This is a genomic window from Streptomyces sp. WAC 01529, assembly GCF_003945545.1.
In the GTDB taxonomy this organism is placed as follows: Bacteria; Actinomycetota; Actinomycetes; order Streptomycetales; family Streptomycetaceae; genus Streptomyces; species Streptomyces anatolicus.
The window spans coordinates 7,363,386-7,389,262 of record NZ_CP029617.1; the positions used below are offsets into that span (position 1 = coordinate 7,363,386).

The following is a 25,877-nucleotide window of genomic DNA, read 5'->3' on the forward strand; positions in this document are numbered from 1 at the left end:
TGCCTGCGACATTAGGGAGCCCCACCGTGGGCTGTCAACTGGTCTGGACAACCCGTCAGTTGGCGGTGTGGACGCTCCGGCTAGGCGGAGGTCGCGGCCGCCAGGAGCTCGGTGATCGAGGCCGAGAGGTCCTCCCTGCCGAGGCCGAGGCCGGTGAGCGGGCCCCGGCCGTCCTCGGCCTCGATCAGGGCCAGCAGGATGTGCTCGGTCCCGACGTGGTGGTGGCCGAGGCGCAGCGCCTCGCGGAAGGTCAGTTCGAGCACCTTGCGGGCCCCCGCGTCGTACGGCACCAGCTCGGGCACCTCGGCGGCGGTCGCGGGCAGCGCCTCCAGGGCCGCCCGGCGGACGTCCTCCAGGGCGACGCCCTGCGCGGTGATCGCCTTGGCGGCGACGGCTTCCGGCTCGCTCAGCAGGCCCAGGAGCAGGTGCTCGGTGCGGACCTCGTCGTGGTGGGCGCCCTTGGCCTCGTTGTGCGCGGCCATCACGACGTTCCTGGCGCGCGGCGTGAAGCGGGAGAAGCCCTGGCTGGGGTCGAGGTCGTCGGGCTCGTCCGGCTTCTTCGGCACGAACCGCTTCTGGGCGGCCTGCCGGGTGACGCCCATGCTCTTGCCGATGTCGGTCCAGGAAGCGCCCGAGCGGCGGGCCTGGTCCACGAAGTGGCCGATGAGGTGGTCGGCGACGTCGCCGAGGTGGTCGGCGGCGATGACCGCGTCGGAGAGCTGGTCGAGGGCGTCCGTGTGGACCTTCTTGATGGCGTCGATGAGGTCGTCGAGGCGGACGGTCGGCGCGAGCGTGGTGCGGTCCGCGGCTGCGTCTGAGTGCGTCATGTGACAACCATGGGTTGACAGTTGGGTGACTGTCAACCCAAGGTTGACACGAGTTTCCCGGTGACTCGGGCCGCCCGAGGAAAACCCTGGGTCGGGTCCCCGCCCGCGGTGGTTGAACCGCGGAACGACCGGCTCACCGCACCCCTGTTCGTCGAGTCGCGCCCCCTCATCACCGCCCGACCCGCCGGCCCCCGGCACCCGCCACACCGCCCGCCCCCGGACCCCAGGGTTTTCACGGTCGCCCCCAGGCCCGCCGGGGTCCATGGTGGAACCACGGTCGCGAAGCCGCGGCGGGCCCGGAACACCGGCACGGGGGAAAAGGAAGCCGGTGGCCGGACGTACTACGGGGGTGTACGTCTGGACGGGCCGCCCGGCGACGGGGGGCGGCCGCCGCGAGAGCGGGGGAGGGGGTGCCGATGAGAGGCACCCCCGCTCGGGCCGCCGGTGCGAGACCCCCGGTCGGGGCTGCCGATCTGAGGCCCCCGGTCGGGGCTGCCGGCGCGGCCCTCCCGCTCGGGGCACGTGACGTGCCGGTGCTGCCCCCCCGCTCGCGGCACATGACGTGCCGGGGCCGGGGTTCAGACCGGCGAGGCCTCCGTCGCCCGCGCCAGCAACCGCACGAGCTGCGCCCTGCGATGCACCCCGTCGAGCTTGCGGTAGATGTTGCTCAGGTGGAACTCCACCGTCTTGACGCTGAGGAAGAGCCGCTCCGCCACCTGATGGTTGGTCAGGCCCTGCCCGACCACCAGGGCGACCTGCATCTCCTGCGGGGTCAGCCGCTCCAACGGCGCTCGCTCCGGGCGCACTTCGGTGCCCCCCGCCGCATGCAGCTCGGCGGCCACCCGCGCCGCCCACCCCGCCGCCCCGAGCCGCTCGAACGTGGCCAGGGCCCGCTCCAGCAGGCGCCGGGCCTCACTGCGCCTGCCCTGCCTGCGCAGCTGCTCACCCCACGCGAACTCGGTGCGCCCCCGCTCGAAGGGCACGGGGCGCTCGGAGAGCAGCGCGAGGGAGCGCCGCATGTGCTGCTCGGCGGCGTCCGGTTCGAGCAGACCGCGGCAGCGCGCCGCCGCTCCCGCGGTGACCGGGCGGTGGCCGCGCCCCGCCTCGTACTCCAGGACGTCGAGCACCTCGCGCGCCTCGGCGGTCATGTGCAGATGGACGTAGGCGTCCGCCAGATCCGCGGCCCACGTCAGATACAGGCCGTCGCCCCGGCCGTGCGTGCGGGAGAAGGCCCGCACCTCCTCCAGGCGGTGCACCGCCTCCTCGAAGCGGCCGAGGCCCAGTTCGAGCAGGCCGAGCGCGCCGCGCGCCCGCGCCGCGTCCATCGGCAGCTCGGTGGCGGCCGCCCACTCCATGGCCTGCGCCGCGTGCCGCCGGCAGTCCGCCTCGCGGTGGAGCGCGGCCTCGGTCCTGGCGAGGGCGGCGAGGCCGCGCGGCACCTCGATGAGGCGCCCGGTGGCCTCGGCGAGCCGCACCGCCTCGTCGGCCTGCGCGAGCGAGGGACTCCAGCGGCCCCGCCAGAACTCCACCACGGACAGCGTGCACAGCAGGTGCGAGAGGAGCCCCACCGCGCTGGAGGCGCGCGCGGTGTACGCGGCGCGGTCCAGCAGGGCGTGCGCCTCGTCGAGTTCCTCCGCCGCGAGGTGGCAGAGGCCGCCCACACCGGAGAGCGGGTAGGGGAAGGCCGGGTCGGGCGAGGCGAGGGGGCCTGCCAGCTCGCGCAGCAGCGAGCGGCCCGCGTCCGCGTCACCGCCGAGCAGCAGCACCAGCGTGCGCAGGAGCCGCACCGGCAGCAGCGTCTGACGGGCGGAGTCGGCCAGTTCCATCGCCGCCGCGGTGGTGCCGCGGGCCGCGGTGAGGTCGCCGACCGCGAGTTCGGTGAGCGCGATGCCGCCGAGCATGACCGCGGCGAGCGCCGGGTCGACCTTCTCCGCCTCGTCGACGGCGGCCCGCAGCAGCTCACGCGAGCGGGTCGGCTGTCCGCGCTGCACGTCGAGGTAGCAGCGCAGCTGGCGGATGTCGAGCCGCGTGCCGAGCTGTTCGGCGTGCTCCAGGGCGCGGTCCAGGATCGCCGCGGCCTCGTCAAGGGACCCGGCGGCCTGCGAGGCGCGGGCGGCGCACAGCAGCCGCTCCGCCTTGCGCTGCCCGGCCGGGGTGAACCGCGCGGCCCGCTCGTACAGCCGGGAGGCCAGCGGATAGGCCAGGGTGTCGGGCGCCCCGGACGCCGCGTTCTCCAGGAGCGAGGCCACATGCTCGTCGGGCTCCGCGCCGGAGGCGGCCAGGTGCCAGGCGTACTGCTCCAGGGCGGGTGCGGTGGCGCCTTGCAGGGAGCGGGCGATGGCGTGGTGCGCCCGGCGTCTGCGTACGGGGGTCGCGCCGTGGTAGACCGCCGAGCGGACCAGGGGGTGCCGGAAGGCGTAACCGTCCTGCTCCTCGACGACCAGGCCCGCCGCCTCGGCCGCCTCCAGCGACTCGTAGCTGAGCCCGTGCGCCCGCAGCGCTGCCTCGGTGCCCGCCAGCGGCCGGGTGCCGAGGACGGCGAGGAGCAGCATCGCGTCCTGCGCCTCCTGCGGCAGCCGGGCCACCGCGCTGCCGAAGGTGTGCGCGAGGAGTTCGCCGATCGGCAGGGGCGCCTGGGAGTCGCCGTCGTCGCCCGCGCCGCTCGCGGCGAGCAGGGCGGGCAGTTCGATCAGCGCCAGGGGGTTGCCGCGCGCCTCCGCGAGCAGCCGGGCCGCCTCCCGCTCGGTCAGGTGGGCGGTGCCCTCCTCGGCGATCAGGCGGTGCGCGGACTCGGCGTCGAGACCGCCGAGGGTCATGGTCTCCACGGAGGCGAGCCGCGACGCCGTTCCCGCCAGTTCGTCGCGCGCGATGAAGAGCACGACGACGCCCTCGCGGCCCAGCCTGCGGGTGGCGAAGGCGAGGGCGTCCAGGGAGTACGGGTCGAGCCACTGCGCGTCGTCGACGGTGAGCAGGACCGGGCCCTCCTCGGCGAGCGCGCCGAGCAGGCTGAGCGTCCCCGCGGCCACCGCGAAGCGGTCCTGGGCGACGGCGGGGCCGAGCGCCAGCGCGCCGGTGAGCGCGGCGGCCTGGCGCTCCGGGATGCGGTCGAGGAAGTGCAGCACGGGCCGCAGCAGATCGGCGAGCCCCACATAGGGCAGGTCCGACTCGACCTCGACGCCCCGCGTGCCGAGCCGCAGCAGGTCGTCGGCCTGCCCGGCCACGTACGAGACGAGGCTGGTCTTGCCGATCCCGGCCTCCCCGCGGATGAGCAGGGCGCCGCTCTCGCCCCCGCGTGCCTTGTCGATGAGAGCGAGAAGACGTGCGCATTCCACGGATCGCCCCAGGAGCATGTGTTCAGCGTACCGGCGGCACATGTCTTCGCGGAGGCGCCGAACGGGTCGTATCCCGACCGAGACCGTGCACAACTCCCCTGAGACCGAGCGGACTTGGCTCTGTCATCCGCCGATTCCTGCCGCTACCCTCCGCGCATGATTCCCACGGTGGTCTGGGGCACCGGCAATGTCGGCCGCGCGGCCGTGCGTGCCGTCGAGGCCCATCCGGCGCTCACGCTCGCCGCCGTCCTCGTGCACAGCCCGGCCAAGGTGGGCCGTGACGCGGGCGAACTCGCGGGCATGGAAAGCGCGTTGGGCGTCCTGGCGACTGACGATGTCGAGGCGGTGCTCGCCGCCGGGCCTCGGGCCCTGGTCTACGCGGCCTCCGGCGACCTGCGCCCCGACGAGGCGCTCGACGATGTCGTCAAGGCGGTCAGGGCAGGGGCCGCGGTCGTCACGCCCGCCCTGTACCCCCTCTACGACCGGCGCGGCGCGCCCCCCGAGTTCCGGGACCCCGTCCTCGCGGCCGTCGCGGAGGGCGGCGGCTCGCTCTTCGTCTCCGGGGTGGATCCGGGCTGGGGCAACGACGTGCTTCCCCTGCTCATCAGCGGCCTCGGCACCACCATCGACGCGATCCGCTGCCAGGAGATCTTCGACTACACCACGTACGATCAGGAGAGCTCGGTCCGCGACCTGATCGGTATGGGCCACCCGATGGAGTACGAGCCGCTGATGCTCGCGCCCTCCGTCCCGACGATGGTGTGGGGCGGCCAGCTCCGCCTGATGGCGAGAGCGCTCGGCGTCGAACTCGACGGCATACGGGAGACATTGGACCGCCGCCCGCTCGACGCGACGGTACGCACGCGGACGATGGGGGAGTTCGCCGCGGGCACCCAGGGTGCCGTCCGCTTCGAGGTCCAGGGCATCGTCGGGGGCGAACCCCGCATCGTCGTCGAGCACATCACCCGCATCCACCCGTCCTGCGCGCCGGACTGGCCCTCCCCGCCCGGTGGCGGCGACGGCGCCCACCGGGTGATCGTCGAGGGCCGCCCCCGCATCGAGGTCACGGTCGAGGCCACCGACGAGGACGAGAACCGCTCGGCGGGCGGCAACGCCACCGCCGTCGGCCGCCTGGTCAACGCCATCGACTGGCTCGTGGACGCCGGACCCGGCCTCTACGACGCGCTCGACGTTCCGCTGCGCCCGGCGGCGGGCCGGCTCGGAAGGACTCGGAAGGAAGTGACCCATGGGTGAACCCCCGCGCATCGACATCCCCGAGGGGCGGGACGCCATCCCGTACGTGTGGGGCGAGATGGTCCCCGAGATCGGCGCGGCCGCGTCGGCCTTCTCCCTCGCGGTCTACGCCCATACGACCCTCGGGCTGCGGGAGTTCGAGGCGGCGCGGCTGCGCATCGCGCAGATCAACGGCTGCGCGTTCTGTCTGGACTGGCGCACCGAGCGCGACGGGCAGAAGGTCGAGGAGGAGTTCGCCGACGTCGTCAGCCAATGGCGCACCACCGACGCCTTCGACGACCGCACGAGGCTGGCCGCGGAGTACGCCGAGCGGTACGCCCTGGACCACCACCACCTCGACGCGGAGTTCTGGACGCGGATGACCGCGCACTACAGCCAGGCCGAGATCGTGGAGCTGAGCATGAGCATCGGCTCGTGGCTGGCGTTCGGCCGGCTCAACCATGTGCTCGGCCTCGACACGGTCTGCGTACTGCCCAAGCCCTGACGGCCACATACTGCCCGAGCCCTGACGGTCAGGGGCGGGCGCTCAGAGATCGGTGGCGATGATCTTCTCGATGTTCCGCTCGGCGAGCGCCGTGATGGTCACGAACGGATTGACGCTGGTGTTGCCGGGGATCAGCGCGCCGTCGATGACGTAGAGGCCCGGATGGCCGTGCAGGCGCCCGTAGCCGTCGGTCGCCTTACCGAGGACCGCGCCGCCGAGCGGGTGGTAGGTGAGGTGGTCGCCCCAGATCTTGTACGTGCCGAAGAGGTCGGTGCGGTAGATCGTGCCCTCTTTGGCGTTGATCTTGTCGAAGATCGTCCTGGCGGCGTCGATGGAGGGCTGCTTCCAGGCGGTCTGCCAGTTCAGCTCGGCCCGCCCGGCCGCCGCGTTCCAGGAGAACTCGGCGCGGTGCGGGTTCTTGGTGATCGACAGATAGAACGACGCGTACGTCTCGATGCCCGTCGGCAGCGGCGCCACCTCGGCGAACGCGCCGCCCGCGGCCCAGTTGTCGATGCCGGCCGTGGGGATGGACGACTGGAGCGCGCCGGTGGCGTCCCACATGTGGTTGGCGCGCCCGCACATGACGTTGCCGTTGTCGCCCCAGCCCCTGCCGATCTCGCCGTTGAGGCGGGGCAGCGCGCCCGTCGCCCGCAGCTTGACCAGGAGCTTGCTGGTGCCGACGCTGCCCGCGGCGAAGAACACCTTGTCGGCCGTCATCTCCTTGGTGGCGACGGTCTCGCCGCTCGTGCTGATCTGGTCGATGGTGACCGTGTAGCCGCCGCCGGGCGCCGGGGCGACCGAGGTGACCTTGTGCAGCGGTGAGACGGTGACCCGGCCGGTCGCCTTCGCGCGGGCGAGATAGGTGTGCTGCAACGACTTCTTGCCGTGGTTGTTGCCGTAGAGGATCTCCCCGGCAAGTGCCGACCTGGTGGCGGTGCCCGCCTGTTCCCGCTCCATGTAGTCCCAGTCGTACACGTCGGGCACGAAGACGAAGGGGAAGCCGGAGCGCTGTGCGTGCTTGCGGCCGACCCGGGCGTACTGATAGCACTCGGCCGTCTCGAACCAGTCCGGGTCGATGGTGCTCACCCCGAGCCCCGCGTTGGCGCGCGGGTAGTAAGTCCCGTACATCTCCGCGGCGTTGACCATGGGAAGTACAGCGGCGAAGTTCTCCCGGCGGGGCGTGACCGCCATGCCGCCGTTGACCAGTGAGCCGCCGCCGACGCCCCGGCCCTGGTAGACGGTGATGCCGCCGAACTCCTCGGCGTCCAGGATCCCCGTGTGGCGCGGCACGTCCTTGTCGAGCGGGAAGCCGAGGAAGTTGCTCAGGGGCTGTTTGGTCCGGGTGCGCAGCCAGAAGGAGCGGACGTCCGGGCGTGTGGTGTTGGCGAAGATCTTGCCGTCGGAGCCAGGGGTGTCCCAGGCCATGCCCATCTCGGCCATGTGCACGTCGACGCCCGCCTCGGCGAGGCGCAGGGCGGCGACGGCGCCGCCGTAGCCGGTGCCGATCACCAGGGCGGGGACGCGGGCGCCGTCGAGGGCGCGGGCCGGGGTGGCGGCGTGGGCCGGTGCGGTGGTGTGGCCCGCGAGCGTGACGGCCCCGAGAATGGAACTCGTTCCTGTGATGAATCTTCGACGTGACAGCCCATCAGAAGCCTTGTGTGCCTTGGGTTCTTGGTTCATGTGATCTTCCTCACGTTTGGCGGAATCGAAACGAGTTCTACTGCTGCCCGCATGGGAAGTCACGACATACCTAAAAGTAACTTCTGTCCGATCTCGTCTGCCGCTCAGAGGGCGCCCAGCGCCGTCCGCAGGCGGGTGAGAAGTGCTCTGGCCGCAGGCGTGGGAGGGCCGTCCTTCCGCCACGTCAGGGCCATCCGCCCGCGTGGACGCGGGGCGGTGAGCGCGACGGTGCGCAGGCCCAGGGCGGCCACCATCTCCTCGGGCAGGGCGGGCAGTACCGCCACACCCAGGCCCCGCGCGGCCAGCCGGATCAGGACGTCGGGGGAGGCCGCCTCGAAGGCGATGCGCGGGCTGAACCCCGCCTCGGCGCACGCCCCTTCGAGCACTCCGCGCAGGCCGGTGCCGCGCGGCAGGCTGATCAGCGGCCTGTCCGACAGCTCGGCCAGCGGCACCTCGGCGCGGCCCCCGGGGCGCAGGAGCGGGTCGCCGGAAGCCACCACGGCGACCAGCGGCTCGTCGACCACGACGTCGAGGGCCACATCCGGCGGCGGCTCCTCCGCCGTGAGGCCCAGCAGCGCGATGTCCAGCTCGCCCCGCCGCAGCGCGGCCAGCATCCGGTCGGAGGTGTCCTCGGTGAGCGAGATCTCGACCTTCGGATACGCGTCATGGAAGTCGGCGATCACGGACACCACGTCGAACTCGTGCAGGGCGGCGCCCGACACCAGACCGAGCGTGACCTGGCCCCGCAGCAACCCCGTGAACTCGTCCGCCGTGCCGCGCACCCCCTCGGCGGCGGCGAGCGCGGCCCGCGCGAACGGCAGCACGGCCCGGCCCACCTCCGTCGGTGTCACCGTACGACCACCGCGGTCGAGAAGGCGGTGGCCCAACTCCCTTTCGAGGCCGCGGATTTGCGCGCTCACACCGGGCTGCGCCAGATGCAGCCGGGCGGCGGCACGGGTGAAGTTGGCCTCCTCGACCACGGCCACGAAGTACTGGAGTTGCCGGAGTTCCATAACTGACGATGCTAGTGGCGAGAACAGAAAGCTCTTGGACTTATGGCCGGACCTTGATCACCCTGGAGCCATGGGGAAGACGACAGAGGACGAGACCCGCATACGCGCCGAGATCGCCGCCGAACGCCGGGAACTCGCCGACTGCTTCGACGGGTTGAGCCCCGCCCAGTGGGACGCACCCTCGCTCTGCGCGGGCTGGCGCGTACGCGAAGTCGTCGCGCACATGTCCCTCGGTTTCCGCCATTCGCTGCCCAGGACCCTCCTTGAGATCGTCAAGGCCCGCGGCAGCCTGCACCGCATGACGGACCGCTGCGCCCGCGCGGACGCCGCCGCCTTCACGACCGCCCAACTCGCCGCATCGATAAGGGATAACGCGCACCACCCGTGGACGCCTCCGGTCGGCGGCTACACGTCGGCGTTGGGCCACGACGTGGTCCACGGCCTCGACGTCACGGTCGCCCTCGGCCTGGAGCGCGCGGTGCCGGTCGAGCGCGTACGCATCCCCCTGGGGGCCGTCGACAGGAAGAGCCTCACATTCTTCGGGGCCGATCTCACCGGTGTCGCGCTGCACGCCGACGACCTCGACTGGTCGTACGGCAGCGGCGCCCCCGTGCGGGGCGAGGCGCAGGACCTGCTGCTCGTCGCGTTCGGCCGCAAGGTGCCTCCGGGCAGGCTCCGCGGTGAGGGGTGCGAGCGGTACGTCCTGAGGTGAACGAGCAGTACGAGGGGGCCAGTTGTCACAAAAGGGCCTGTTGGATACGTCGCAGATGCGACCTACTCTGGATAGCCGCCTGAAAGGGAGTCGCATGAGCGGAAGCATCGAGCGCACCGGGCCGAGCGGACGACCAGGGCGACCGGGGCGGCCCGGCAGGGGCGAGCGGGTCGCGGACTGGGCGGATGGCCGCCTCGGCCTCCACACCCTGGCCAAGAGCAATATGCGCAAGGTCTTCCCGGACCACTGGTCGTTCATGTTCGGCGAGATCTGCCTCTACAGCTTCCTGATCCTGATCCTCACCGGCACCTATCTGACCCTCTTCTTCGAACCGAGCATGGCCGAGGTCACCTACGACGGGCCGTATGTGCCGCTCAAGGGTCTCCAGGTGTCCCGGGCCTTCGAGTCGACGCTGGAGATCAGCCTGGAGGTGCGCGGCGGTCTGCTGATCCGGCAGATCCACCACTGGGCGGCGATCGTCTTCGTCGCGGGCATGATGGTCCACATGATGCGGGTGTTCTTCACCGGCGCCTTCCGCAAGCCGCGCGAGATCAACTGGCTCTTCGGCTGGACTCTGCTGATGCTCGCCATCATCACCGGGCTCACCGGATACTCGCTCCCGGACGACCTGCTCTCCGGCACAGGCGTCCGCTTCGCGCACGGCGCGATCCTCTCGATCCCCGTGGTGGGGACGTATCTCGCCTTCTTCCTGTTCGGCGGGGAGTTCCCGGGCGAGGACATCGTGGCGCGGTTCTACCCGATCCACATCCTGCTGCTGCCGGGCATCATGCTCGGGCTGGTCGTGGCCCACCTGATCCTGGTCTTCTACCACAAGCACACCCAGTTCGGCGGGCCGGGAAAGACCGAGAAGAACGTGGTCGGCGCCCCGTTCCTGCCCGTCTACATCGCCAAGGCGGGCGGCTTCTTCTTCCTCGTCTTCGGCGTGCTCGCGATCATGGGCGCGGTCGCCTCCATCAACCCCGTCTGGGCGATCGGCCCCTACCGCCCCGACACGGTCTCCACCGGCGCCCAGCCCGACTGGTACCTCGGCTTCTCCGAGGGGCTGATCCGGGTGATGCCCGCCTGGGAGATCAACATCTGGGGGCACACGCTCGCCCTGGGCGTCTTCATCCCGTTCGCGCTCTTCCCGCTGATCATGATGGCGATCGCGGTCTATCCGTTCGTCGAGGCCTGGGTCACGGGCGACAAGCGGGAGCACCACATCGCGGACCGGCCCCGCAACACACCCGTGCGCACCGGGTTCGGCGTCGCCTGGCTGACGCTGTACTTCGTACTGCTGATCGGCGGCGGCAACGACATCGTCGCCACGCACTTCCACCTGTCGATCAACGTCATCACGTGGTTCGTGCGGATCGCCTTCTTCGTGGCGCCCGTCCTCGCCTTCGTCATCACCCACCGGATCTGCCTCGGCCTCCAGCACAGGGACCGCGAGAAGGTCCTGCACGGCAGGGAGAGCGGCACCATCAAACGCCTCCCGCACGGCGAGTACGTCGAGATCCACGAGCCCCTGCCGCAGGCGGAGTTGTACCGCCTGACCGCCCACGAACAGCCCCAGCCCTACGAGATAGGCCCCCTGGTCGACGCCAACGGCGTGGTCCGCAAGGTCCCCCGCTCCGCACGCGTGCGCTCGCGCCTCTCCCGCGCCATGTACGGCCCCAAGGCGCAGGTGCCCAAGGCGACGGCGGAGGAGTACCTGGCGATCCAGCGGGGCGAGGGAGATCACCACTGACGATCGGTACCGAAGATCACCACTGGCGGGGCAACTCGGTTAGCCTCGCACGGTGATGGCATCCGAGAGCACTCCGAAGCTACTGGCGATCAGCGACCTGCACGTCGCGTACGCGGAGAACAGGAAGTACGTCGAGTCCATCCGGCCGGAGACGGACGGGGACTGGCTGATCGTCGCCGGTGACGTGGCCGAACGCATGGCCGACATCGAATGGACGCTGCGCACGCTCGCCGCGCGGTTCGCCAAGGTGGTGTGGTCGCCCGGCAACCACGAGCTGTGGACCCCCAAGGAGGACCCGGTCCAGCTGCGCGGCGAGGAGCGCTACCAGCACCTCGTCGCGCTCTGCCGCGAGCTGGGCGTCGCCACCCCCGAGGACCCCTATCCGGTGTGGCGCGGCGCCGGTGGGCCCGTCGCCGTCGCCCCTCTGTTCCTCCTCTACGACTACAGCTTCCGCCCCGAGGGGACGCACACCAAGGAGGAGGCCCTCGCGGTCGCGCACGAGTCGGGCGTCGTCTGCACCGACGAGTACTTCCTGCACCCCGACCCCTACGCGACCCGCGACGACTGGTCCCGGGCCCGGGTCAAGCTCACCGAGGAGCGCCTCGCGGAGCGGCCCGCAGGCATGCCCACCGTCCTCATCAACCACTGGCCCCTGCTGCGCGAGCCCACCCGGATCCTGCGCTACCCCGAGTTCGCCCTGTGGTGCGGCACCGAGCTGACCGCGGACTGGCACGTGAAGTACGACGCGGCGGCCGTCGTCTACGGCCATCTGCACATCCCGCGCACCACCTGGCACGACGGCGTGCCGCACGTGGAGGCCTCCGTCGGCTACCCGCGCGAGTGGCGCCGGGACTTCCACCCCGACCCGCACCTGCGGCAGATCCTGCCGGCGCCGACGCCGCCGAAGGGCGAGTCGAAGGGCTGAGCCGAAGGGCTGAGCGGAGGCCGGGCGCGCGGGCGGCTGCCCCTGGGCGGAGGCGAGGGCCGTTGTCAGTGCCTCCCCATAGAGTGAAATCACTCGGTAAGCCTGGGGAGAAGGAGCAGCAGCATGTCCGCAAACAGGATTCAGCACAAGGTGAATCACGTCGCGCTGGTAGTGGACGCTTCCGGTTCCATGCGTCCGCACGAGAATCAACTCGTGCGCGTCGTGGACGAGTTCGTGGCGGGGCTGAAAGCCGAATCGGACAGCCTCGGCCACGAAACCCGTATCAGCCTCTACTCCTTCGACCACAGGGTGGAGAATCTGGTCTGGGACATGGACGTGAAGCACCTGCCGTCGATGCGGGGCCTTTACCGGGTGAACAACGGGGCGACGGCACTCATCGAGGCTTCCCTGAAGTCCCTGGACGACCTGGGGCACATATGGGAGGAGTACGGCGAGCACAGCTTCCTGCAGATCGTGGTGACGGACGGCGAGGAGAACGCCTCCGGCGGCGACCGGCGCCACGACGGCGACATGACCATCCTCGGCCCCTGGCTCGACAGGATCACGGCGAAGATGGGCGGACTGCCCGGCCACTGGACCTCCGCGATCCTCGTCCCGAACTCCCTGGCCAAGCGCACCGCCCAGAACTACGGCTTCCCGGCCGGGAACATCGCCATCTGGGACGCGGACTCGAAGGAGGGCGTCGAGGAGGCGATAGGCACCGTGCGCGCCGCCGCCACCAGCTTCCTGCGGGCCCGCGAGCAGGGCGTGCGCGGCACGAAGAACCTGTTCGCCGTCGGCCAGGACATATCGATCGACGAGGTCCGGGCGAACCTCGAACCGATTCCGGCGAACAAGTACCGGCTCTTGAAGGTCGACAAGGAGGTCGAGATCCGTCCCTTCGTCGACTCACATCCGGGTGTGACGTACGAACGCGGTGCGTGCTATTACCAATTGGGCGCCCGCGCCCAGGTCCAGCCGAACAAGGAAGTCATCGTGGTGGAGAAGGACACCGATCGCGCCTACACGGGCGACGCGGCACGCAGCCTTCTGTTCGGTACGGGAATTCAGGGAACCGTCTCGGTAAAGGCGGGCAACAATCCCAAGCTGGAGGTCTATGTGCAGAGCCGTTCGGTGAACAGGAAACTGAAGCCGAATACGCGCCTGCTCATCATGCTCTGAGCAATACCCCTCAGGCGTCGACGGCCACCAGCTCCCAGGGGCTCGGCCCGGTGCCTTCGCACCAGGCCTCAAGCTCCGCGCCGTTCACGCAGACTATTCCGCACTGCTGCGCGTATTCCAGGGCGGGGGCGGTGAAGTCGCTCGTCGTCACGAGCGCCGCGACGTCGGCCTCGTGGACGGTGAAGCAGGTGCCGCCGAAGCGCTGGAGGTCCTGGGAGCCGACCTTGTTCTCCTCGCCGTAGCGCTTGCACTGGATGACGATCCGGCGCCCGTCGGGGGACACCGCCAGGACATCCGCGCCCAAGTCGCAGGCGCCGCCCACCACAGCCACCTCGTGGCACGCGTCACGGACGCACAGGTCGGCTATGGCCTGCTCGAAGCCGTCGGCGTCGAGTGCGGTGTAGTCGACCCGTGTCCTCTCCTCGTCCTCGACGACGAGGGCGGCGGGCGCGCCCCGCGGCGGTTCGAGGATCTCGGAGGCCTGCTCGGCCGCCTCGTCCAGGACCTCGGCGGCGCGGCGCGCGTACCGCGCCGCGGAGAAGCGGCGCCACCTGGACCGGCCCAGGAAGGCGGCGGCGAGGCCCACGGTGATGAGTGAGCCGATCCACAGCGGCCTGCTCTCGGCCATGTGCGCCGCGGCGCGGACCAGGAACACCGCGCCGCACAGGATGACGGCCAGGAGGACGAAGAACAGGGCGGTCGCGCGCAGATCGAAGCGCCGCCGACGGTCTCTGCGTCGAACGGGGCGCGTGGGTACGGTCATTGCACTCCCTCACGGTGGACGCCTCGGCGGACGCCGGCGAAGATCACTCGTTTCCGGATGCCCAAGATCGACACGGCTAAAAGGGCGTTCGGTGAGGTGTGGGGAGTGACTGATGCGTCAGTCAGTTTGGCAATCGTGCCAGGTGGGCGTGGGGTGAGCCGTTTTTGGGCGTGCTTGTGTTGTGATTATCGCAACGCATATGTACCGTGGCCCACCATGCAGCCAGAGCAGGGGGACGGCGTGGCCGAGCGCGTGCGCAAGGTCATCGCCGACGCGGGCGTGACCCAGCGGGAGTTCGCGCGCCGGATCGTCATGGACCCCTCCAAACTCTCCCGCTCCCTCGGCGGCACACGCAGGTTCACCGCCGCCGAGCTGGCCCGTGTCGCGGCGACCGGCGGCGTCGACGCGGGCTGGCTCCTCGGCACCCCGGAGGCGGCGCCCCCGGCACGGCCCCGGCGCGCCGGTGGGCCGCTGCCGGAGGGTGGCAGGCCCCTCCAGATCGTGCGCGAGACCGTGCGCCTCATCGCGGAGCACGGCTTCCACGCCGTCCGCGTCCAGGACATCGCCGCGGCCTGCGACACCAGCAGCGCCACCATCCACTACCACTTCCCGGGCCGTGACGACCTCCTCGAAGCCGCCGTGCGCTGGTGCATCGACGAGGACACCGCGCGCCGCGCCGCCCGGATCGCGGACGCCGCCGACACCGCCGACGAGCTGCGCCGGCTCATCGAGCTGCAGATCCCGCGGACCGCGCGGCAGCGGTGGCAGTGGAGCGTCTGGCTCGACCTGTGGGCGGAGGCCGCGCGCTCCACCGCCGTGGGGCGGCTGCACACCGACTACTACCGGCAGTGGCGCGCCACCGTCGCCGACGTCATCCGGCGCGGCATCGCCGAGGGCGTCTTCCGCCCCGCCGACCCGGAGGCGGCGGCGCTTCGGCTGACCGCGCTGATCGACGGCCTCGCCGCGCAGGTCCTCGCCTCGGCGTCCGGCGGGGGCGGTACGAGCCCCGATGACATGCACGGGGCGCTTGTCGCGTATGTCGACGCGACGCTTGTCCTGTGACCGTCCTTGTAGCGGGTAGCGGCCGTTCCCGCACTGGCCGCCGTTCCCGTACGCAACACCCGGCCCCCGAGGGAGAGGTCCGCATGCCCGTGAACGACAACGTAATCATCACCTGCGCCTGACCCGCGCCTGTACCGCGAGGTCGTGGAGCGTATCAAGGAGACCGGCTCGGACGTCATCGTCAATCTGGCGGCGGGCATGGGCGGCGACCTCGTCATCGACCCCGACGAGCCGCTCAAACACCTGCCCGGCACGGATCTCGTCAGCGGCCTCGACTGCGGCTCGCTCAACTTCGGTGACGGCAGCAACCTCTACGTCTCCACCCCCGACATGCTCCGCCGGGTGTAGCTCTCCCCGGGGGACGCCTGCGGTTCAGACCGTGAGGTCGTAGCCGTGCTGGTCAGAGGTGGAAGGCGAAGTAGGCGTCGAGGTCACCGTAGTCCTTCACTGCCCGCAGCACCCGCAGCAGCTCGCGGCCCCGCGCCTCGATCAGGTCCTCCAGATCGTGGTGGGTCACCGCGGTCGAGGCGGGGTCGGCCAACTCCTCGGTCAGGCAGTCGAAGGCCCTTGCGGCGGCGGCGAACGGATCGATGCCGGGCAACGCGCCGTAGGGTTCCACCACGGCTCTTCCTGTTGGGTGCTTAGGTCTGGCTGGTTACCTGCGCACTCGTACGTCAGCCCGCCCGCTCATAGGTAAGGACGGTCTTCTGGTGGTTGCCGATCGTGCGTAGGCGCAGCGGGCCGTCCGAGGACTTCACGTCGAAGTCGTACTTGAGCTCCTCCGGCGGGCAGTTGACGGTCCTGGTGCCCTGCTCGAGCTTGAAGTTGCTCATGGACAGGTCGTACTGGGCGACGCCGGAGACAGTGGCGCTGCCCTTGCATCGCGGGCCGGTGCGGGACTCGATGACCACGCGTGCGCGTCTGCCCGACTCGACCTGGTGGATGGTCAGCTGCTGGCTGCCGTCCGTGGCTCGCCACCGGCCCACGAACCAAGGGTGGATGGGCTTGTACTCCGTGGCCACCTTGGCGAATCCGGAGCCTTTGCGCCAGGTCAGCGTGGTGGTCTGCAGCATGCTGCGATCGACGAAGTCCACTCGGGCGCCACCGTCGCGAATGCGGACCTTCGGCCAGACGAGGTAGTTTTTGGTCGGGTCGGCGGTCCAGGAGGAGAGGTCTCCGGTGGCGACGGCCGCGATCACCTCTTGCGGTTCTTCGCCGTCGCTGCAGTACTGGCCGAAGCCGGCCGCGAGCCACACGGTGTCCCGGTACGCCTTTGCCCTGATGCCGTCGCACGGTTTGGTGCCGGTCTCATAGACCGTCTTCCGGGCGGACCAGGCGTCGTCAGAGGTGTGGCGATGCTGTGCCTCCAGGCCGCGGCGAGTGAAGCGGAGGGACACCTGCCGGCCGTCGGACAGTTCGAGGACGGTGTGGTCGTCGTCGTCCTCGACGACCCGTGAATCAGGCTTGTCCTCCGGTGCGTGGTGGGATTTCGTGTGCTTCGCGTTGCTGCCGGACGGTCCCTTGTCCGTTTTCTCGCCGCAGCCGCCGACGGCTGCGCCGAGCATCAGCACCGCTACCGCCCACGCCGCTGTGCTCTTCGTTCTCATGCCGTGTCAGCTCCCCTGTACGCCGTGCCGCGATGCCCGGGCCGGTGGGTGGCACGAACTCGGCGATGCTAGTCGGTGGGCGGCCCGCCCCGCTCGGCCCCCGGCACGGTGCGGCCCCGGCGGTTCCGTCACTCGTCGAGGACGGCGGCGACCGCACCCGGGCCGCCGCCTCCCGCGCCTTTCTACGAGATCGCCGGCAAGTCCGTGGTCACGATGAAGAGCGGGCACGAGATGTACGTCGTCGAAGGCGCCGGTGCCGACCCCGCCCCGGACGCGGTGCCGGCGGCCACCACGGAGTTGCTCGCGGTCCACGTCGACTGATGTGCGGTCCGGATGTGGCTGGTCGCGGAGTTCCCCGCGCCGCTGCCGGGACGCCGGTGGCTCAGCGGTCCAGTTCCTTGTGTGCCGTTTCCGGCAGCCGCAGATAGACCACCGACGACACGAGGCACAGCACGGCCACGTACACGGGGAAGAGCCCGGGTGAGCCGATCTCCTTGAACAGGGTCCCCACGTACGGGGCCGTGCCGCCGAACAGCGCCACGGTCAGCGAGTACGGAAACCCGATCCCGGCCGCCCGAACCCTCGCCGGGAACACCTCCGCGTTCACCGCCGCCGAGATCGACGTGAACCCGGTGAGCAGGACCATCCCCGCACACTGCACGAGCAGCAGCGAACCGAACGAACCGGAAAGGGACTTGAGCAGCGGCACGCTCAGGACCGCGAAGCCGATGCCGAAGAACAGCAGCAGCGGCCTGCGCCCCACCCGGTCGGAGAGCGCTCCGCCGACCGGCTGGAGCAGGGCGAAGAACGCGAGCGAAAGGGTGCCCGCGAGCAGCGCCTGACCCTTGCTGATGTCGGTGTTCAGCTCGGCGTACGTCGGCAGGTACGACGTCCACGTGTAGTAGGCGATGGTGCCGCCCGCCGTGATGCCGCAGATCAGCAGCGACTGGCGCGGGTGCCGCCGAAGCGCGTCGAAGAGCCCGGGGCGCTGGCCCTCCGCTGCGGGCGCCCGGTGTGTCTCGTACGCGCCCTGCCTGATCCAGAAGCCGACCAGACTGAGCACCGCCCCGAGCAGGAACGGCAGCCGCCAGCCCCAGCCGTCCATCTGGCCCTCGGAGAGCGTGGCCACCAGCACGGCCGCGACGCCCGACGCGGCCAGCTGGCCCGCGGTCGTGGAGACGTACTGGAAACTGGAGAACAGGCCGCGCCGCCCCGGGCCCGCCGACTCCACCAGGAACGTCGTCGACGCGGCGAACTCCCCGCCCACGGAGAGCCCTTGGAGCAGCCGCGCCGTGACCAGCACGACCGGCGCGAGCACCCCGGCGGACGCGTATGTCGGCGTCAGGCCGACCAGCAGACTGCTGCCGCCCATCAAGAGGATGGTGATGGTCAGCGCGACCCGCCTGCCGCGCCGGTCGGCGACGGCGCCCATCAGCAGACCGCCCACCGGCCGCATGAAGAAGCCGACCGCGAAGACGGCGAACGTGGAGAGCAGCGGCACCAGGGAGTTTCCCGAGCCCTTGGGGAAGACCTGGTCGGCGATGTAGGTGGCGAGGAAGGTGTAGGCGTACCAGTCGTACCACTCCACGGCGTTGCCGACCGACGCGGCGAGCAACTGCCGTATCGGACGCCGCTCGTGGGCGGGGGAGCCATCGGTGACCTGCTGGTCGTGCTGTGTCATGATCACGACCTTCCCCTGCCCGCAGGTGGCCCACACGTCGTGTCCGTCAGCCGGACACGCGGACACGGCCCGGTTCGCGGCCCGGGTCGGAACGCCGCCGCGCATCGTACGTAACGTGAGTCCCGGCGGTAATGGTCCGACAGAAGGCGGTTGAAGACGTGAAGCTGACGATTCTCGGCGGGGGCGGTTTCCGCGTGCCGCTCGTGTACCGGGCCCTCCTCGGCGACCGCGCCGAGGGGCGCGTCACCGACGTCGTCCTGCACGACCTGGACGCCGGGCGGCTCAGCGCCGTCGCGCGCGTCCTCGCGGAGCAGGCCGTGGACGTGCCGGACGCGCCCTTCGTCACCGCCACCACCGACCTCGACGAGGCGCTGCTCGGTGCCGACTTCGTCTTCTCCGCCATCCGCGTCGGCGGCCTCGAGGGGCGGGCCGCCGACGAGCGCGTCGCCCTCGCCGAAGGCGTACTCGGGCAGGAGACGGTCGGCGCGGGCGGCATCGCGTACGGGCTGCGGACCGTGCCCGTCGCCGTGGACATCGCCCGGCGCGTCGCCCGGCTCGCCCCGGACGCCTGGGTCATCAACTTCACCAACCCCGCGGGCCTGGTCACCGAGGCGATGTCGCGTCATCTCGGCGACCGCGTCATCGGCATCTGCGACTCGCCGGTGGGACTCGGCCGCCGGGTCGCGCAAGTGCTCGGCCACAACCCTGACGAGGCCTTCATCGACTACGTGGGCCTCAACCACCTCGGCTGGCTGCGCGGACTGCACATCGCGGGCCGCGACGAGCTGCCGCGCCTGCTCGCCGACCCGGAACTCCTCGTCTCCTTCGAGCAGGGCAGGCTCTTCGGCGCCGACTGGCTCCAGTCGCTCGGTGCGATCCCCAACGAATACCTGCACTACTACTACTTCAACCGCGACACCGTGCGCGCCTACCAGCAGGCGGAGCTGACCCGCGGCGCCTTCCTCCGCGGCCAGCAGGCCCTCTTCTACGACGACATGCGCCACCCCGACACCCCCGCCCTCAAGGCCTGGCACGACACCCTCGCCGAGCGCGAGGCGGCGTACATGGCCGAGAACAGGGAAGCGGCGGGCGTGGGGGAACGGGCCGAGGAGGACCTGGAGTCCGGCGGGTACGAGAAGGTCGCCCTCGCCCTGATGCGGGCCATCGCGCGCGACGAACGGGCGACGCTGATCCTCAACGTCCGCAACGGCACGACCCTCGCCGCCCTGGACGCGGACGCCGTCATCGAGGTGCCGTGTTCCGTCGACGCCAACGGCGCCCACCCCATGTCCGTCGCCCCGCTGCCCGGCCACGCCACGGGCCTGGTGTGCTCCGTCAAGGCCGTCGAGCGCGAGGTGCTCGCCGCGGCGGACAGCGGGTCGCTCGCCACCGCGGTCAAGGCCTTCGCGCTGCATCCGCTCGTCGACTCGGTGACGGTGGCCCGGCGCCTGGCGGAGGGCTACCGCGAGGTGCACCCCGGTCTCGCGTACCTGAGATGATCACGGCATGAGTCCCGTCGTCTCCATCGGTGCCGCCGCCCGCCGCCCCTGCACGCTCGTCGTGTGCCGGGGCTGCTGCTGCGGCGACGCGCGCAAGAACCCCGGCATCGACCACGCCTGGCAGCTGGAGCGGCTGCGGTCCGCCGCGGCGGCCTCGCGGGGCCGGTTCGCGGTGCGTACGAGCGACTGCCTCGGGCCGTGCGGCCAGGCCAACATCGTCGTCGTCCAGCCCTCGTACGAGGGGCGCAGGCGCGGTGGCCGTGCGGCCTGGGTCGGCTTCGTCACGGACGACGAGTCGCTGGAGGAGATACTCGCCTGGGCGCGGGCGGGCGGCCCCGGCCTCGCCGAGCCGTCACCGACGCTGGCGCTGCAACTGGTGGATCCGCGCGCCGTATAGCCGCGGCCCTCAGCCGGCGAGGACCTGGTCCATGAAGCCGTGCAGGTTCTGCAGGGTCCTTGCGTTCTGCTCCTCCGACGACAGGCTCTCCTCCAGGCGGCGGGCGAGCACCGTCGTCTTCTTGCCGCGTACGTAGAGGGAGCAGGCCAGGTCCGCGCAGATGTACAGGCCCACCGAGTTGCCCTGGCGGCCCGCCGCGCCGGCCTTGGGGGCCACGAGCAGCGTGATGCCCGAGCCGGACTGCGGGGTCACGCAGACCGAGCAGATGCTGGACTTGAGCAGGCTCTTGCGCGGCCCGCTCGACGCGCGCAGCGCGATGCCGACGGGCTTGCCGTCCCGCCACGTCACCGCGTAGCCGCGCTCGGGGGCCTTGGGGTCGCGCCAGCCGAGAAAGTCCAGGTCCGACCAGGGGGTCTCGGCGAAGTCCGTCGGCAGCGTGAGCCTGCTCGCCTCGCCCTTCGAACAGTTCACGAAGGAGGCGCGGATCTCTTTTTCACTGACGGGTTCCATGATCCGGAAGGTATCAACGGACAAACGGAACGTCCTCCTATTTTTCTCCGGCGATGGCGACGGTGAGGGCGGACTTCCCGGGCGGGCCCCCTCACGTCACAGCCCCACCGCGCCATCGATCCGCTCCCGGAGCAGATCCGCGTGGCCGTTGTGACGCGCGTACTCCTCGATCATGTGGATCAGGACCCACCGCAGCGAGATCGCGCCGGGCCAGGGGTCCTGCCCCGTGACGTCGAGGTCGGCAGCCTCGGCGGTGAACGTCTCGGAGAACTCCACCTCCGCGCGCCAGGCCGCCCAGGCCGCGGCGACGGCGTCCGGGTCCGCCACCGCGCCGTCGAAGTCCTGATCCGCGTTGTCCGGCGTGGCGTAGAGCGGCTCCGCGTCCTGTCCGGCGAGGCCCCGGCGGAACCAGCGGCGCTCCACGTCGGTCAGGTGGCGGACGAGGCCGAGCAGGGACAGCGCGGAGGGCTCCACGGAACGTCGGCCCAACTCCTCTCCCAGGCCCGCGCACTTGATCTCCAGCGTCGTGCGGTGGGTGCGCAGGATGTGGACGAGCATCGCGCGCTCGTCGCCGGTCGTGGGGGCGCCGGACCGCGGGTCGGTCTCCGCGCCGGTGAAGAAGGCGGCTCGCCTGTGTGAGGTCATGCCCTCATCCTCTTTCCCCGCCTCTGCGGCATGCGCGCCGCCCCCGTGCGACCGACGGCCCGTCAGCCACGCCGGTCCCGCAGCGACTTGTAGAGCGCGCCGACCAGATGGATGCTCCGCAGGTCCTCACCGGACGTTCCCGCGCCCATGCGGTTCATCGTGTACGCGTACGAGACGCGGTTCTCCGGGTCGGCGAAGGCGTACGACCCGCCCGCGCCACCATGCCCGAACGCGCGCGGGTTGGGGCCCGCCTGCCCGTACTGGTTGAGCATGAAGCCGAGCCCCCACTGCCACGTCTCGGCGAGCGGGGTGCCCGCGCGCAGCACCACGTCCGGTTCGTCGGGCCCGCCCTGCCGCGTGCGCAGCCGCTCCAGCGTCTCGGCGGCGAGCAGACGGCCGCCCGCCAGCTCCCGGTAGACCGTGGCGAGCCCGCGCGCGGTGGCGTGGGCGTTGGCGGCCGGGATCTCCGCGCCGCGGTAGGCGGCGCTGTTCACGTCGCCGATCGGCAGATAGCCGAGGGCCAGGGTGAGCGGCGCCAGCGGATGCTCGTCAAGACCGCCCACCGGCGGCGCGGGAAGCCGGCCGAAGGCGCTGCCCGCCGACAGGGTCCCGCCCGCCGCGCTCAGGGCCGGTGCCATGTCCGCGCACCGCCCCTGCTCGCTCTCCGGCGTACCGACGAACACGTCGGCGCCCAACGGCCCGGTCACCTCGGAGCGCAGGAAGGTGCCGAGGGAGACCCCGCTGACCCGCCGCACCAGCTCGCCGACCAGGAAGCCGAACGTCACCGCGTGATAGCCCTGGGCGGTGCCCGGCCGCCACCACGGCGCGCTGCCCGCCAGGGCATCGGTGACCCTCTCCCAGTCGTAGACGGCGTCTCGCCCCATCGGCTCCCGGGGGGCGATGAGTCCGCCGCGGTGGCTCAGCAGCCACCGCACCGGAATGTCCGCCTTGCCCGCCGCGGCGAACTTCGGCCAGTACCGCGCGACCGGCGCGTCCAGATCCAACTCGCCGCGCTCCACCAGCAGGTGGGCGCAGAGAGCCGTCATGCCCTTGGTCGTGGAGTACACGTTCACCAGCGTGTCGCGCTCCCAGGGGCGCCCGCAGGACCGGTCGGCGGCGCCGCCCCACAGGTCCACGACGAACACGCCGTCGACCGTGGCCGCGACGGCCGCCCCCAGATCGCCGCGCTCAGTGAAGTTCCGCTCGAACTCCTCGCGCACGCGCTCGAAGCCGGGCGCACAGGTCCCGTGGACGCGCACAGACATGGACTCTCCCCGGCGTTGAGACGGGCTCGGCGCCCCATCGTCCCGCATGGTTGGCCGCAGCACCTACCCCTGTGCGGCGTTCGGGAAACCCCCGCGCCACCTCCGTCAGAAGAGCCGCCTCGCGTCCCGCCCACCAGAGGTTGCGCTTCTCTTCACCCACCGGTCACGGGCCCTTCCGTATCGCTTGCTCCCCTTGGCACACTTCACCCGCTCGCGTCCCCACACCACATGAGGTCGACTCATTCATGACTGAACTCAATCGGCGCCGTTTCATGCAGCTGGCCGGCGGCACCGCGACCTACGCCCTGCTCAACGAGAGCATCGCCCGCGCCGCCTCCCTGCCCGCCAGGCGCGCCACCGGCACCCTCCAGGACGTCGAGCACGTCGTGGTGCTGATGCAGGAGAACAGGTCCTTCGACCACTACTTCGGGACGATGAAGGGCGTACGCGGCTTCGGCGACCCGCGCCCGGTGACGCTGCCGAACGGCAAGCCCGTCTGGAACCAGCCGAGCGCCGGCAAGGAGGTCCTGCCCTTCCACCCCGACGCCAAGGACCTCGGCATGCAGTTCATCGCGGGCCTCGACCACGACTGGGCCGGCGGCCACAAGGCGTTCAACAACGGCAAGTACGACCAGTGGATCCCCGCGAAGTCCGAGCGGACGATGGCCTACCTCAAGCGGTACGACATTCCGTTCCACTACGCCCTCGCCGACGCGTTCACCATCTGTGACGATTACCATTGCTCGTTCATCGGGGCCACGGACCCCAACCGCTACTACATGCTCACCGGTCACGTCGGCAACGACGGCAAGGGCGGCGGCCCGGTCCTCGGCAACCAGGAACTGGGCTATGACTGGACGACGTACGCCGAGCGCCTGGAGCAGGCGGGCGTCTCCTGGAAGGTGTACCAGGACATCGGCGACGGCCTGGACGCGGCCGGCCACTGGGGCTGGATCGACGACGCCTACCGGGGCAACTACGGCGACAACTCGCTCCTGTACTTCAACAAGTACCGCAACGCCAAGCCCGGCGACCCGCTCTACGACAAGGCCCGCACCGGCACCAACGCCAAGGCGGGCGACGGCTACTTCGACATCCTCACGGCCGACGTGAAGGCGGACAGGCTCCCGCAGGTCTCCTACATCGCCTGCCCCGAGGCCTTCACCGAGCACCCCAACTGGCCGGTGAACTACGGCGCCTGGTACATCGCGAAGGTCCTCGACGCGCTCACCTCCAACCCCGAGGTGTGGGCCAAGACCGCGCTCTTCATCACCTACGACGAGAACGACGGCTACTTCGACCACATCGTCCCGCCGTACGTGCCCAAGGACGCCGCCCAGGGCAAGTCCACCGTCGACACCACGCTGGACTACTTCCCGGGCAACTCCTCCTACGCGGCCGGGCACTACGGCCTGGGCCAGCGCGTCCCGATGATCGTCGTCTCGCCGTGGAGCACCGGCGGCTTCGTGAACTCGGAGGTCTTCGACCACACGTCGATCATCCGGTTCATGGAGCGGCGCTTCGGCGTGAAGGAGCCGAACATCTCGCCCTGGCGGCGCGCGATCTGCGGCGACCTGACCTCCGCGTTCGACTTCAGCGGCAAGGACACGGACCCGGCACAGCTGCCCGACACCGCCGCGTACGAGCCGCCGGACAACAAGCGCCACCCCGACTACGTGCCGAAGGCGCCCGCCAGCCCGGCCTTGCCCAAGCAGGAGCGTGGTGCCCGCCCCGCCCGCGCCCTGCCCTACGCGCCCCTGGTGGACGGCAGCGCGGACGCGGCCGCGGGCAAGTTCACGCTGACGTTCGGCGGCGGGGACAAGGCGGGCGTCTGCTTCCACGTCCGCTCCGCCAACCGCACCGACGGCCCCTGGACATACACCACGGAAGCGGGCAAGACCGTCTCCGACACCTGGAACTCGGCGTACTCCAAGGACGCGTACGACCTGTCGGTGTTCGGGCCGAACGGCTTCCTGCGCACGTTCAAGGGCCCCGGCAAGAAGGCGGGCCCCGAGGTCACCGCCCGGCACGACCGGACGACGGGCAACCTCAAGCTGACCCTCAAGAACGCGGGCAGCGCGGACGTGAACCTCACGCTGACCAACGCCTACGGAGGCACACCCCAGACGTTCAAGGTCAAGGCGGGCGCCACCGTCCTGCACACCGTCGACCTGCGGGCGACCAAGCGCTGGTACGACGTGACGGTGAAGTCCGACACCGACACGGGCTACCTGCGACGGCTCGCGGGCCACGTGGAGACCGGCGCGGCGGGCGTGAGCGACCCGGCGATCATCACGGCCTGAGAAAGGGACTGGCGGACGTCCCGTACACGGAAGGTAGGGTCTCCCGGGTGACAACGCATTCGAACACTCCTGCAGGCTGGTACCCGGATCCCCAGGGCGACCCCCAGCAGCTCCGCTGGTGGGACGGCTCCCAGTGGACCCAGCAGACCAGCCCGGCCCAGCAGGTCCCGCAGCAGCAGGCTCCGCAGCCCGCGCAGGCCCAAGCGGCCCAGCCGCAGGGGCAGTTCGCCCAGCCGCAGGGCCAGTTCGGCCAGCCGCAGGCCGCGCCGGTGGCGCCCCCGGCGGTCGACCCGGCGAAGGTGCAGCGCCAGGTGCAGAAGCAGGCGGGCGTCACGCCGAACGCCCAGGGCGGCGGCACGCTCTTCACCGAGCCGGTCTTGGTGGTCAACCAGAAGGCCAAGCTCATCGAGCTGACGAACGAGTACAGCGTGATGGACCAGGCGGGCAACACGCTCGGCTCGGTCGTGCAGGTCGGCCAGAGCACGCTGAAGAAGATCGCGCGTTTCGTCTCCAGCATCGACCAGTTCATGACGCACAAGCTGGAGATCCGCGACGCCTACGGCCAGCCGCAGATGCTGCTGACCCGCCCGCGGAAGTTCATGAAGTCCCGGGTGATCGTGGAGCACGCCGACGGCCGGCCGGTCGGCGAGATCGTCCAGCAGAACATGATCGGCAAGATCAACTTCGCGATGATGGTCAACGGCCAGCAGGTCGGCGCGATCAAGGCGGAGAACTGGCGCGCCTGGAACTTCGCGATCGTCGACCACGCGGACAACGAGGTCGCCCGGATCACGAAGACCTGGGAAGGTCTCGCCAAGACCATGTTCACCACCGCGGACAACTACGTCCTGCAGATCCACTACCAGCTGCCCGAGCCGCTCCTGAGCCTGGTCGTGGCGACGGCCCTGACGGTCGACACGGCCCTCAAGCAGGACTCCCGCGGCTTCGGGTGATCAGTGCCCGCCCCGCGGACGGACCGCAGGTGC

22 protein-coding genes and 2 pseudogenes are annotated in these 25,877 nt (G+C 70.9%); 13 read left to right on the forward strand and 11 right to left on the reverse strand.

Annotated elements, in window-relative coordinates:
* Positions 1-80 precede the first annotated feature (80 nt).
* Together DMA15_RS32680 and DMA15_RS32685 are read right to left on the reverse strand one after the other, a co-directional pair.
* A complete protein-coding gene (locus DMA15_RS32680; RefSeq protein ID WP_125516290.1) occupies positions 81-827 on the reverse strand; it encodes a Clp protease N-terminal domain-containing protein in 747 nt (248 codons plus the stop codon).
* A 578-nt stretch (positions 828-1,405) separates the two neighbouring features.
* The gene (locus tag DMA15_RS32685) at positions 1,406-4,177 is read right to left on the reverse strand and encodes a LuxR family transcriptional regulator (protein ID WP_164551873.1); all 2,772 of its coding nucleotides are present in this window, start codon (positions 4,175-4,177) and stop codon (positions 1,406-1,408) included.
* A gap of 138 nt (positions 4,178-4,315) precedes the next feature.
* On the opposite strand from DMA15_RS32685, the gene DMA15_RS32690 reads away from it, so the two are divergent.
* Both DMA15_RS32690 and DMA15_RS32695 read left to right on the forward strand, forming a co-directional pair.
* Complete coding sequence (locus DMA15_RS32690; protein ID WP_125516292.1) at positions 4,316-5,413, forward strand: dihydrodipicolinate reductase; 1,098 nt, start codon at positions 4,316-4,318, stop codon at positions 5,411-5,413.
* Positions 5,406-5,897, forward strand: coding sequence for a carboxymuconolactone decarboxylase family protein (locus tag DMA15_RS32695; protein ID WP_125516293.1), 492 nt, complete (start codon positions 5,406-5,408; stop codon positions 5,895-5,897). Before DMA15_RS32690 ends, DMA15_RS32695 begins: the two co-directional genes overlap by 8 nt.
* Before the next feature lie 42 nt (positions 5,898-5,939).
* Here the strand turns inward: DMA15_RS32695 and DMA15_RS32700 are convergent, their stop codons facing one another.
* Both DMA15_RS32700 and DMA15_RS32705 read right to left on the reverse strand, forming a co-directional pair.
* Complete coding sequence (locus tag DMA15_RS32700; RefSeq protein WP_125516294.1) at positions 5,940-7,577, reverse strand: GMC oxidoreductase; 1,638 nt, start codon at positions 7,575-7,577, stop codon at positions 5,940-5,942.
* A 104-nt stretch (positions 7,578-7,681) separates the two neighbouring features.
* Positions 7,682-8,590 carry a LysR substrate-binding domain-containing protein gene (locus DMA15_RS32705; protein ID WP_125516295.1) on the reverse strand — a complete coding sequence of 303 codons (909 nt, stop codon included), beginning with the start codon at positions 8,588-8,590 and terminating at the stop codon, positions 7,682-7,684.
* 70 nt (positions 8,591-8,660) lie between these two features.
* On the opposite strand from DMA15_RS32705, the gene DMA15_RS32710 reads away from it, so the two are divergent.
* From DMA15_RS32710 to DMA15_RS32725, 4 genes are all read left to right on the forward strand, one after another.
* Positions 8,661-9,302, forward strand: a complete 642-nt coding sequence (locus DMA15_RS32710) for a maleylpyruvate isomerase family mycothiol-dependent enzyme (protein WP_125516296.1) — start codon at positions 8,661-8,663, stop codon at positions 9,300-9,302.
* A 94-nt stretch (positions 9,303-9,396) separates the two neighbouring features.
* Complete coding sequence (locus DMA15_RS32715) at positions 9,397-11,052, forward strand: ubiquinol-cytochrome c reductase cytochrome b subunit (protein ID WP_125516297.1); 1,656 nt, start codon at positions 9,397-9,399, stop codon at positions 11,050-11,052.
* Positions 11,053-11,107: 55 nt separating this feature from the next.
* A complete protein-coding gene (locus DMA15_RS32720; RefSeq protein ID WP_125518155.1) occupies positions 11,108-11,977 on the forward strand; it encodes a metallophosphoesterase in 870 nt (289 codons plus the stop codon).
* A 123-nt stretch (positions 11,978-12,100) separates the two neighbouring features.
* The gene (locus DMA15_RS32725; protein ID WP_125516298.1) at positions 12,101-13,159 is read left to right on the forward strand and encodes a vWA domain-containing protein; all 1,059 of its coding nucleotides are present in this window, start codon (positions 12,101-12,103) and stop codon (positions 13,157-13,159) included.
* Positions 13,160-13,169: 10 nt separating this feature from the next.
* On the opposite strand, the gene DMA15_RS32730 is transcribed toward DMA15_RS32725, so the two are convergent.
* Complete coding sequence (locus DMA15_RS32730) at positions 13,170-13,922, reverse strand: restriction endonuclease (protein WP_125516299.1); 753 nt, start codon at positions 13,920-13,922, stop codon at positions 13,170-13,172.
* Between the two features lie 216 nt (positions 13,923-14,138).
* Here DMA15_RS32730 and DMA15_RS32735 point away from each other — a divergent pair, with 216 nt between their 5' ends.
* Positions 14,139-14,984, forward strand: coding sequence for a TetR/AcrR family transcriptional regulator (locus tag DMA15_RS32735; protein WP_125516300.1), 846 nt, complete (start codon positions 14,139-14,141; stop codon positions 14,982-14,984).
* Between the two features lie 111 nt (positions 14,985-15,095).
* Positions 15,096-15,323 (forward strand): annotated as a pseudogene (locus DMA15_RS32740) (3-keto-5-aminohexanoate cleavage protein); the annotation flags it as partial.
* Positions 15,324-15,384: 61 nt separating this feature from the next.
* On the opposite strand, the gene DMA15_RS32745 reads toward DMA15_RS32740, so the two are convergent.
* Positions 15,385-15,606, reverse strand: coding sequence for a hypothetical protein (locus DMA15_RS32745; protein ID WP_125516301.1), 222 nt, complete (start codon positions 15,604-15,606; stop codon positions 15,385-15,387).
* Between the two features lie 52 nt (positions 15,607-15,658).
* Positions 15,659-16,591 (reverse strand): hypothetical protein, encoded by a 933-nt coding sequence (locus tag DMA15_RS32750; protein ID WP_125516302.1) that lies wholly within the window; start codon positions 16,589-16,591, stop codon positions 15,659-15,661.
* Positions 16,592-16,816: 225 nt separating this feature from the next.
* Between DMA15_RS32750 and DMA15_RS32755 the strand changes: the two are divergent.
* A pseudogene (locus tag DMA15_RS32755) lies at positions 16,817-16,909 on the forward strand (thioesterase); the annotation flags it as partial.
* Between the two features lie 64 nt (positions 16,910-16,973).
* Here the strand turns inward: DMA15_RS32755 and DMA15_RS32760 are convergent.
* On the reverse strand, positions 16,974-18,272 hold the full coding sequence (locus DMA15_RS32760; protein ID WP_125516303.1) for an MFS transporter: 1,299 nt from the start codon (positions 18,270-18,272) through the stop codon (positions 16,974-16,976).
* A 158-nt stretch (positions 18,273-18,430) separates the two neighbouring features.
* Here DMA15_RS32760 and DMA15_RS32765 point away from each other — a divergent pair, with 158 nt between their 5' ends.
* Both DMA15_RS32765 and DMA15_RS32770 read left to right on the forward strand, forming a co-directional pair.
* Entirely contained in the window at positions 18,431-19,771 is a 1,341-nt protein-coding gene (locus tag DMA15_RS32765; RefSeq protein WP_125516304.1) for a 6-phospho-beta-glucosidase, read from the forward strand.
* Between the two features lie 7 nt (positions 19,772-19,778).
* The gene (locus DMA15_RS32770; protein ID WP_125516305.1) at positions 19,779-20,168 is read left to right on the forward strand and encodes a (2Fe-2S) ferredoxin domain-containing protein; all 390 of its coding nucleotides are present in this window, start codon (positions 19,779-19,781) and stop codon (positions 20,166-20,168) included.
* A 9-nt stretch (positions 20,169-20,177) separates the two neighbouring features.
* Here the strand turns inward: DMA15_RS32770 and DMA15_RS32775 are convergent, their stop codons facing one another.
* The 3 genes from DMA15_RS32775 to DMA15_RS32785 form a co-directional block, all read right to left on the reverse strand.
* Positions 20,178-20,678 (reverse strand): FBP domain-containing protein, encoded by a 501-nt coding sequence (locus DMA15_RS32775; RefSeq protein ID WP_125516306.1) that lies wholly within the window; start codon positions 20,676-20,678, stop codon positions 20,178-20,180.
* A 96-nt stretch (positions 20,679-20,774) separates the two neighbouring features.
* Positions 20,775-21,323, reverse strand: coding sequence for a DinB family protein (locus tag DMA15_RS32780; RefSeq protein WP_125516307.1), 549 nt, complete (start codon positions 21,321-21,323; stop codon positions 20,775-20,777).
* A 62-nt stretch (positions 21,324-21,385) separates the two neighbouring features.
* Positions 21,386-22,588 carry a serine hydrolase domain-containing protein gene (locus DMA15_RS32785; protein ID WP_125516308.1) on the reverse strand — a complete coding sequence of 401 codons (1,203 nt, stop codon included), beginning with the start codon at positions 22,586-22,588 and terminating at the stop codon, positions 21,386-21,388.
* A gap of 245 nt (positions 22,589-22,833) precedes the next feature.
* On the opposite strand from DMA15_RS32785, the gene DMA15_RS32790 reads away from it, so the two are divergent.
* Positions 22,834-24,891: a phospholipase C, phosphocholine-specific gene (locus tag DMA15_RS32790; protein ID WP_125516309.1), complete on the forward strand. Its 2,058-nt coding sequence runs from the start codon at positions 22,834-22,836 to the stop codon at positions 24,889-24,891.
* Between the two features lie 47 nt (positions 24,892-24,938).
* Positions 24,939-25,844 (forward strand): phospholipid scramblase-related protein, encoded by a 906-nt coding sequence (locus DMA15_RS32795; RefSeq protein WP_125516310.1) that lies wholly within the window; start codon positions 24,939-24,941, stop codon positions 25,842-25,844.
* The last annotated feature ends 33 nt before the right edge of the window (positions 25,845-25,877 follow it).

Excerpts from the sequence above, each read along its gene's own strand:
- DMA15_RS32705 (WP_125516295.1), bottom strand. The coding sequence starts at position 8,590 with ATGGAACTCCGGCAACTCCAGTACTTCGTGGCCGTGGTCGAGGAGGCC.
- DMA15_RS32750 (WP_125516302.1), bottom strand. The coding sequence starts at position 16,591 with ATGAGAACGAAGAGCACAGCGGCGTGGGCGGTAGCGGTGCTGATGCTC.
- DMA15_RS32700 (WP_125516294.1), bottom strand. The coding sequence starts at position 7,577 with ATGAACCAAGAACCCAAGGCACACAAGGCTTCTGATGGGCTGTCACGT.
- DMA15_RS32735 (WP_125516300.1), top strand. The coding sequence starts at position 14,139 with ATGCAGCCAGAGCAGGGGGACGGCGTGGCCGAGCGCGTGCGCAAGGTC.
- DMA15_RS32690 (WP_125516292.1), top strand. The coding sequence starts at position 4,316 with ATGATTCCCACGGTGGTCTGGGGCACCGGCAATGTCGGCCGCGCGGCC.
- DMA15_RS32695 (WP_125516293.1), top strand. The coding sequence starts at position 5,406 with ATGGGTGAACCCCCGCGCATCGACATCCCCGAGGGGCGGGACGCCATC.
- DMA15_RS32710 (WP_125516296.1), top strand. The coding sequence starts at position 8,661 with ATGGGGAAGACGACAGAGGACGAGACCCGCATACGCGCCGAGATCGCC.
- DMA15_RS32725 (WP_125516298.1), top strand. The coding sequence starts at position 12,101 with ATGTCCGCAAACAGGATTCAGCACAAGGTGAATCACGTCGCGCTGGTA.
- DMA15_RS32760 (WP_125516303.1), bottom strand. The coding sequence starts at position 18,272 with ATGACACAGCACGACCAGCAGGTCACCGATGGCTCCCCCGCCCACGAG.
- DMA15_RS32715 (WP_125516297.1), top strand. The coding sequence starts at position 9,397 with ATGAGCGGAAGCATCGAGCGCACCGGGCCGAGCGGACGACCAGGGCGA.
- DMA15_RS32730 (WP_125516299.1), bottom strand. The coding sequence starts at position 13,922 with ATGACCGTACCCACGCGCCCCGTTCGACGCAGAGACCGTCGGCGGCGC.
- DMA15_RS32770 (WP_125516305.1), top strand. The coding sequence starts at position 19,779 with ATGAGTCCCGTCGTCTCCATCGGTGCCGCCGCCCGCCGCCCCTGCACG.
- DMA15_RS32685 (WP_164551873.1), bottom strand. The coding sequence starts at position 4,177 with ATGCTCCTGGGGCGATCCGTGGAATGCGCACGTCTTCTCGCTCTCATC.
- DMA15_RS32785 (WP_125516308.1), bottom strand. The coding sequence starts at position 22,588 with ATGTCTGTGCGCGTCCACGGGACCTGTGCGCCCGGCTTCGAGCGCGTG.
- DMA15_RS32780 (WP_125516307.1), bottom strand. The coding sequence starts at position 21,323 with ATGACCTCACACAGGCGAGCCGCCTTCTTCACCGGCGCGGAGACCGAC.
- DMA15_RS32720 (WP_125518155.1), top strand. The coding sequence starts at position 11,108 with ATGGCATCCGAGAGCACTCCGAAGCTACTGGCGATCAGCGACCTGCAC.
- DMA15_RS32775 (WP_125516306.1), bottom strand. The coding sequence starts at position 20,678 with ATGGAACCCGTCAGTGAAAAAGAGATCCGCGCCTCCTTCGTGAACTGT.
- DMA15_RS32790 (WP_125516309.1), top strand. The coding sequence starts at position 22,834 with ATGACTGAACTCAATCGGCGCCGTTTCATGCAGCTGGCCGGCGGCACC.
- DMA15_RS32680 (WP_125516290.1), bottom strand. The coding sequence starts at position 827 with ATGACGCACTCAGACGCAGCCGCGGACCGCACCACGCTCGCGCCGACC.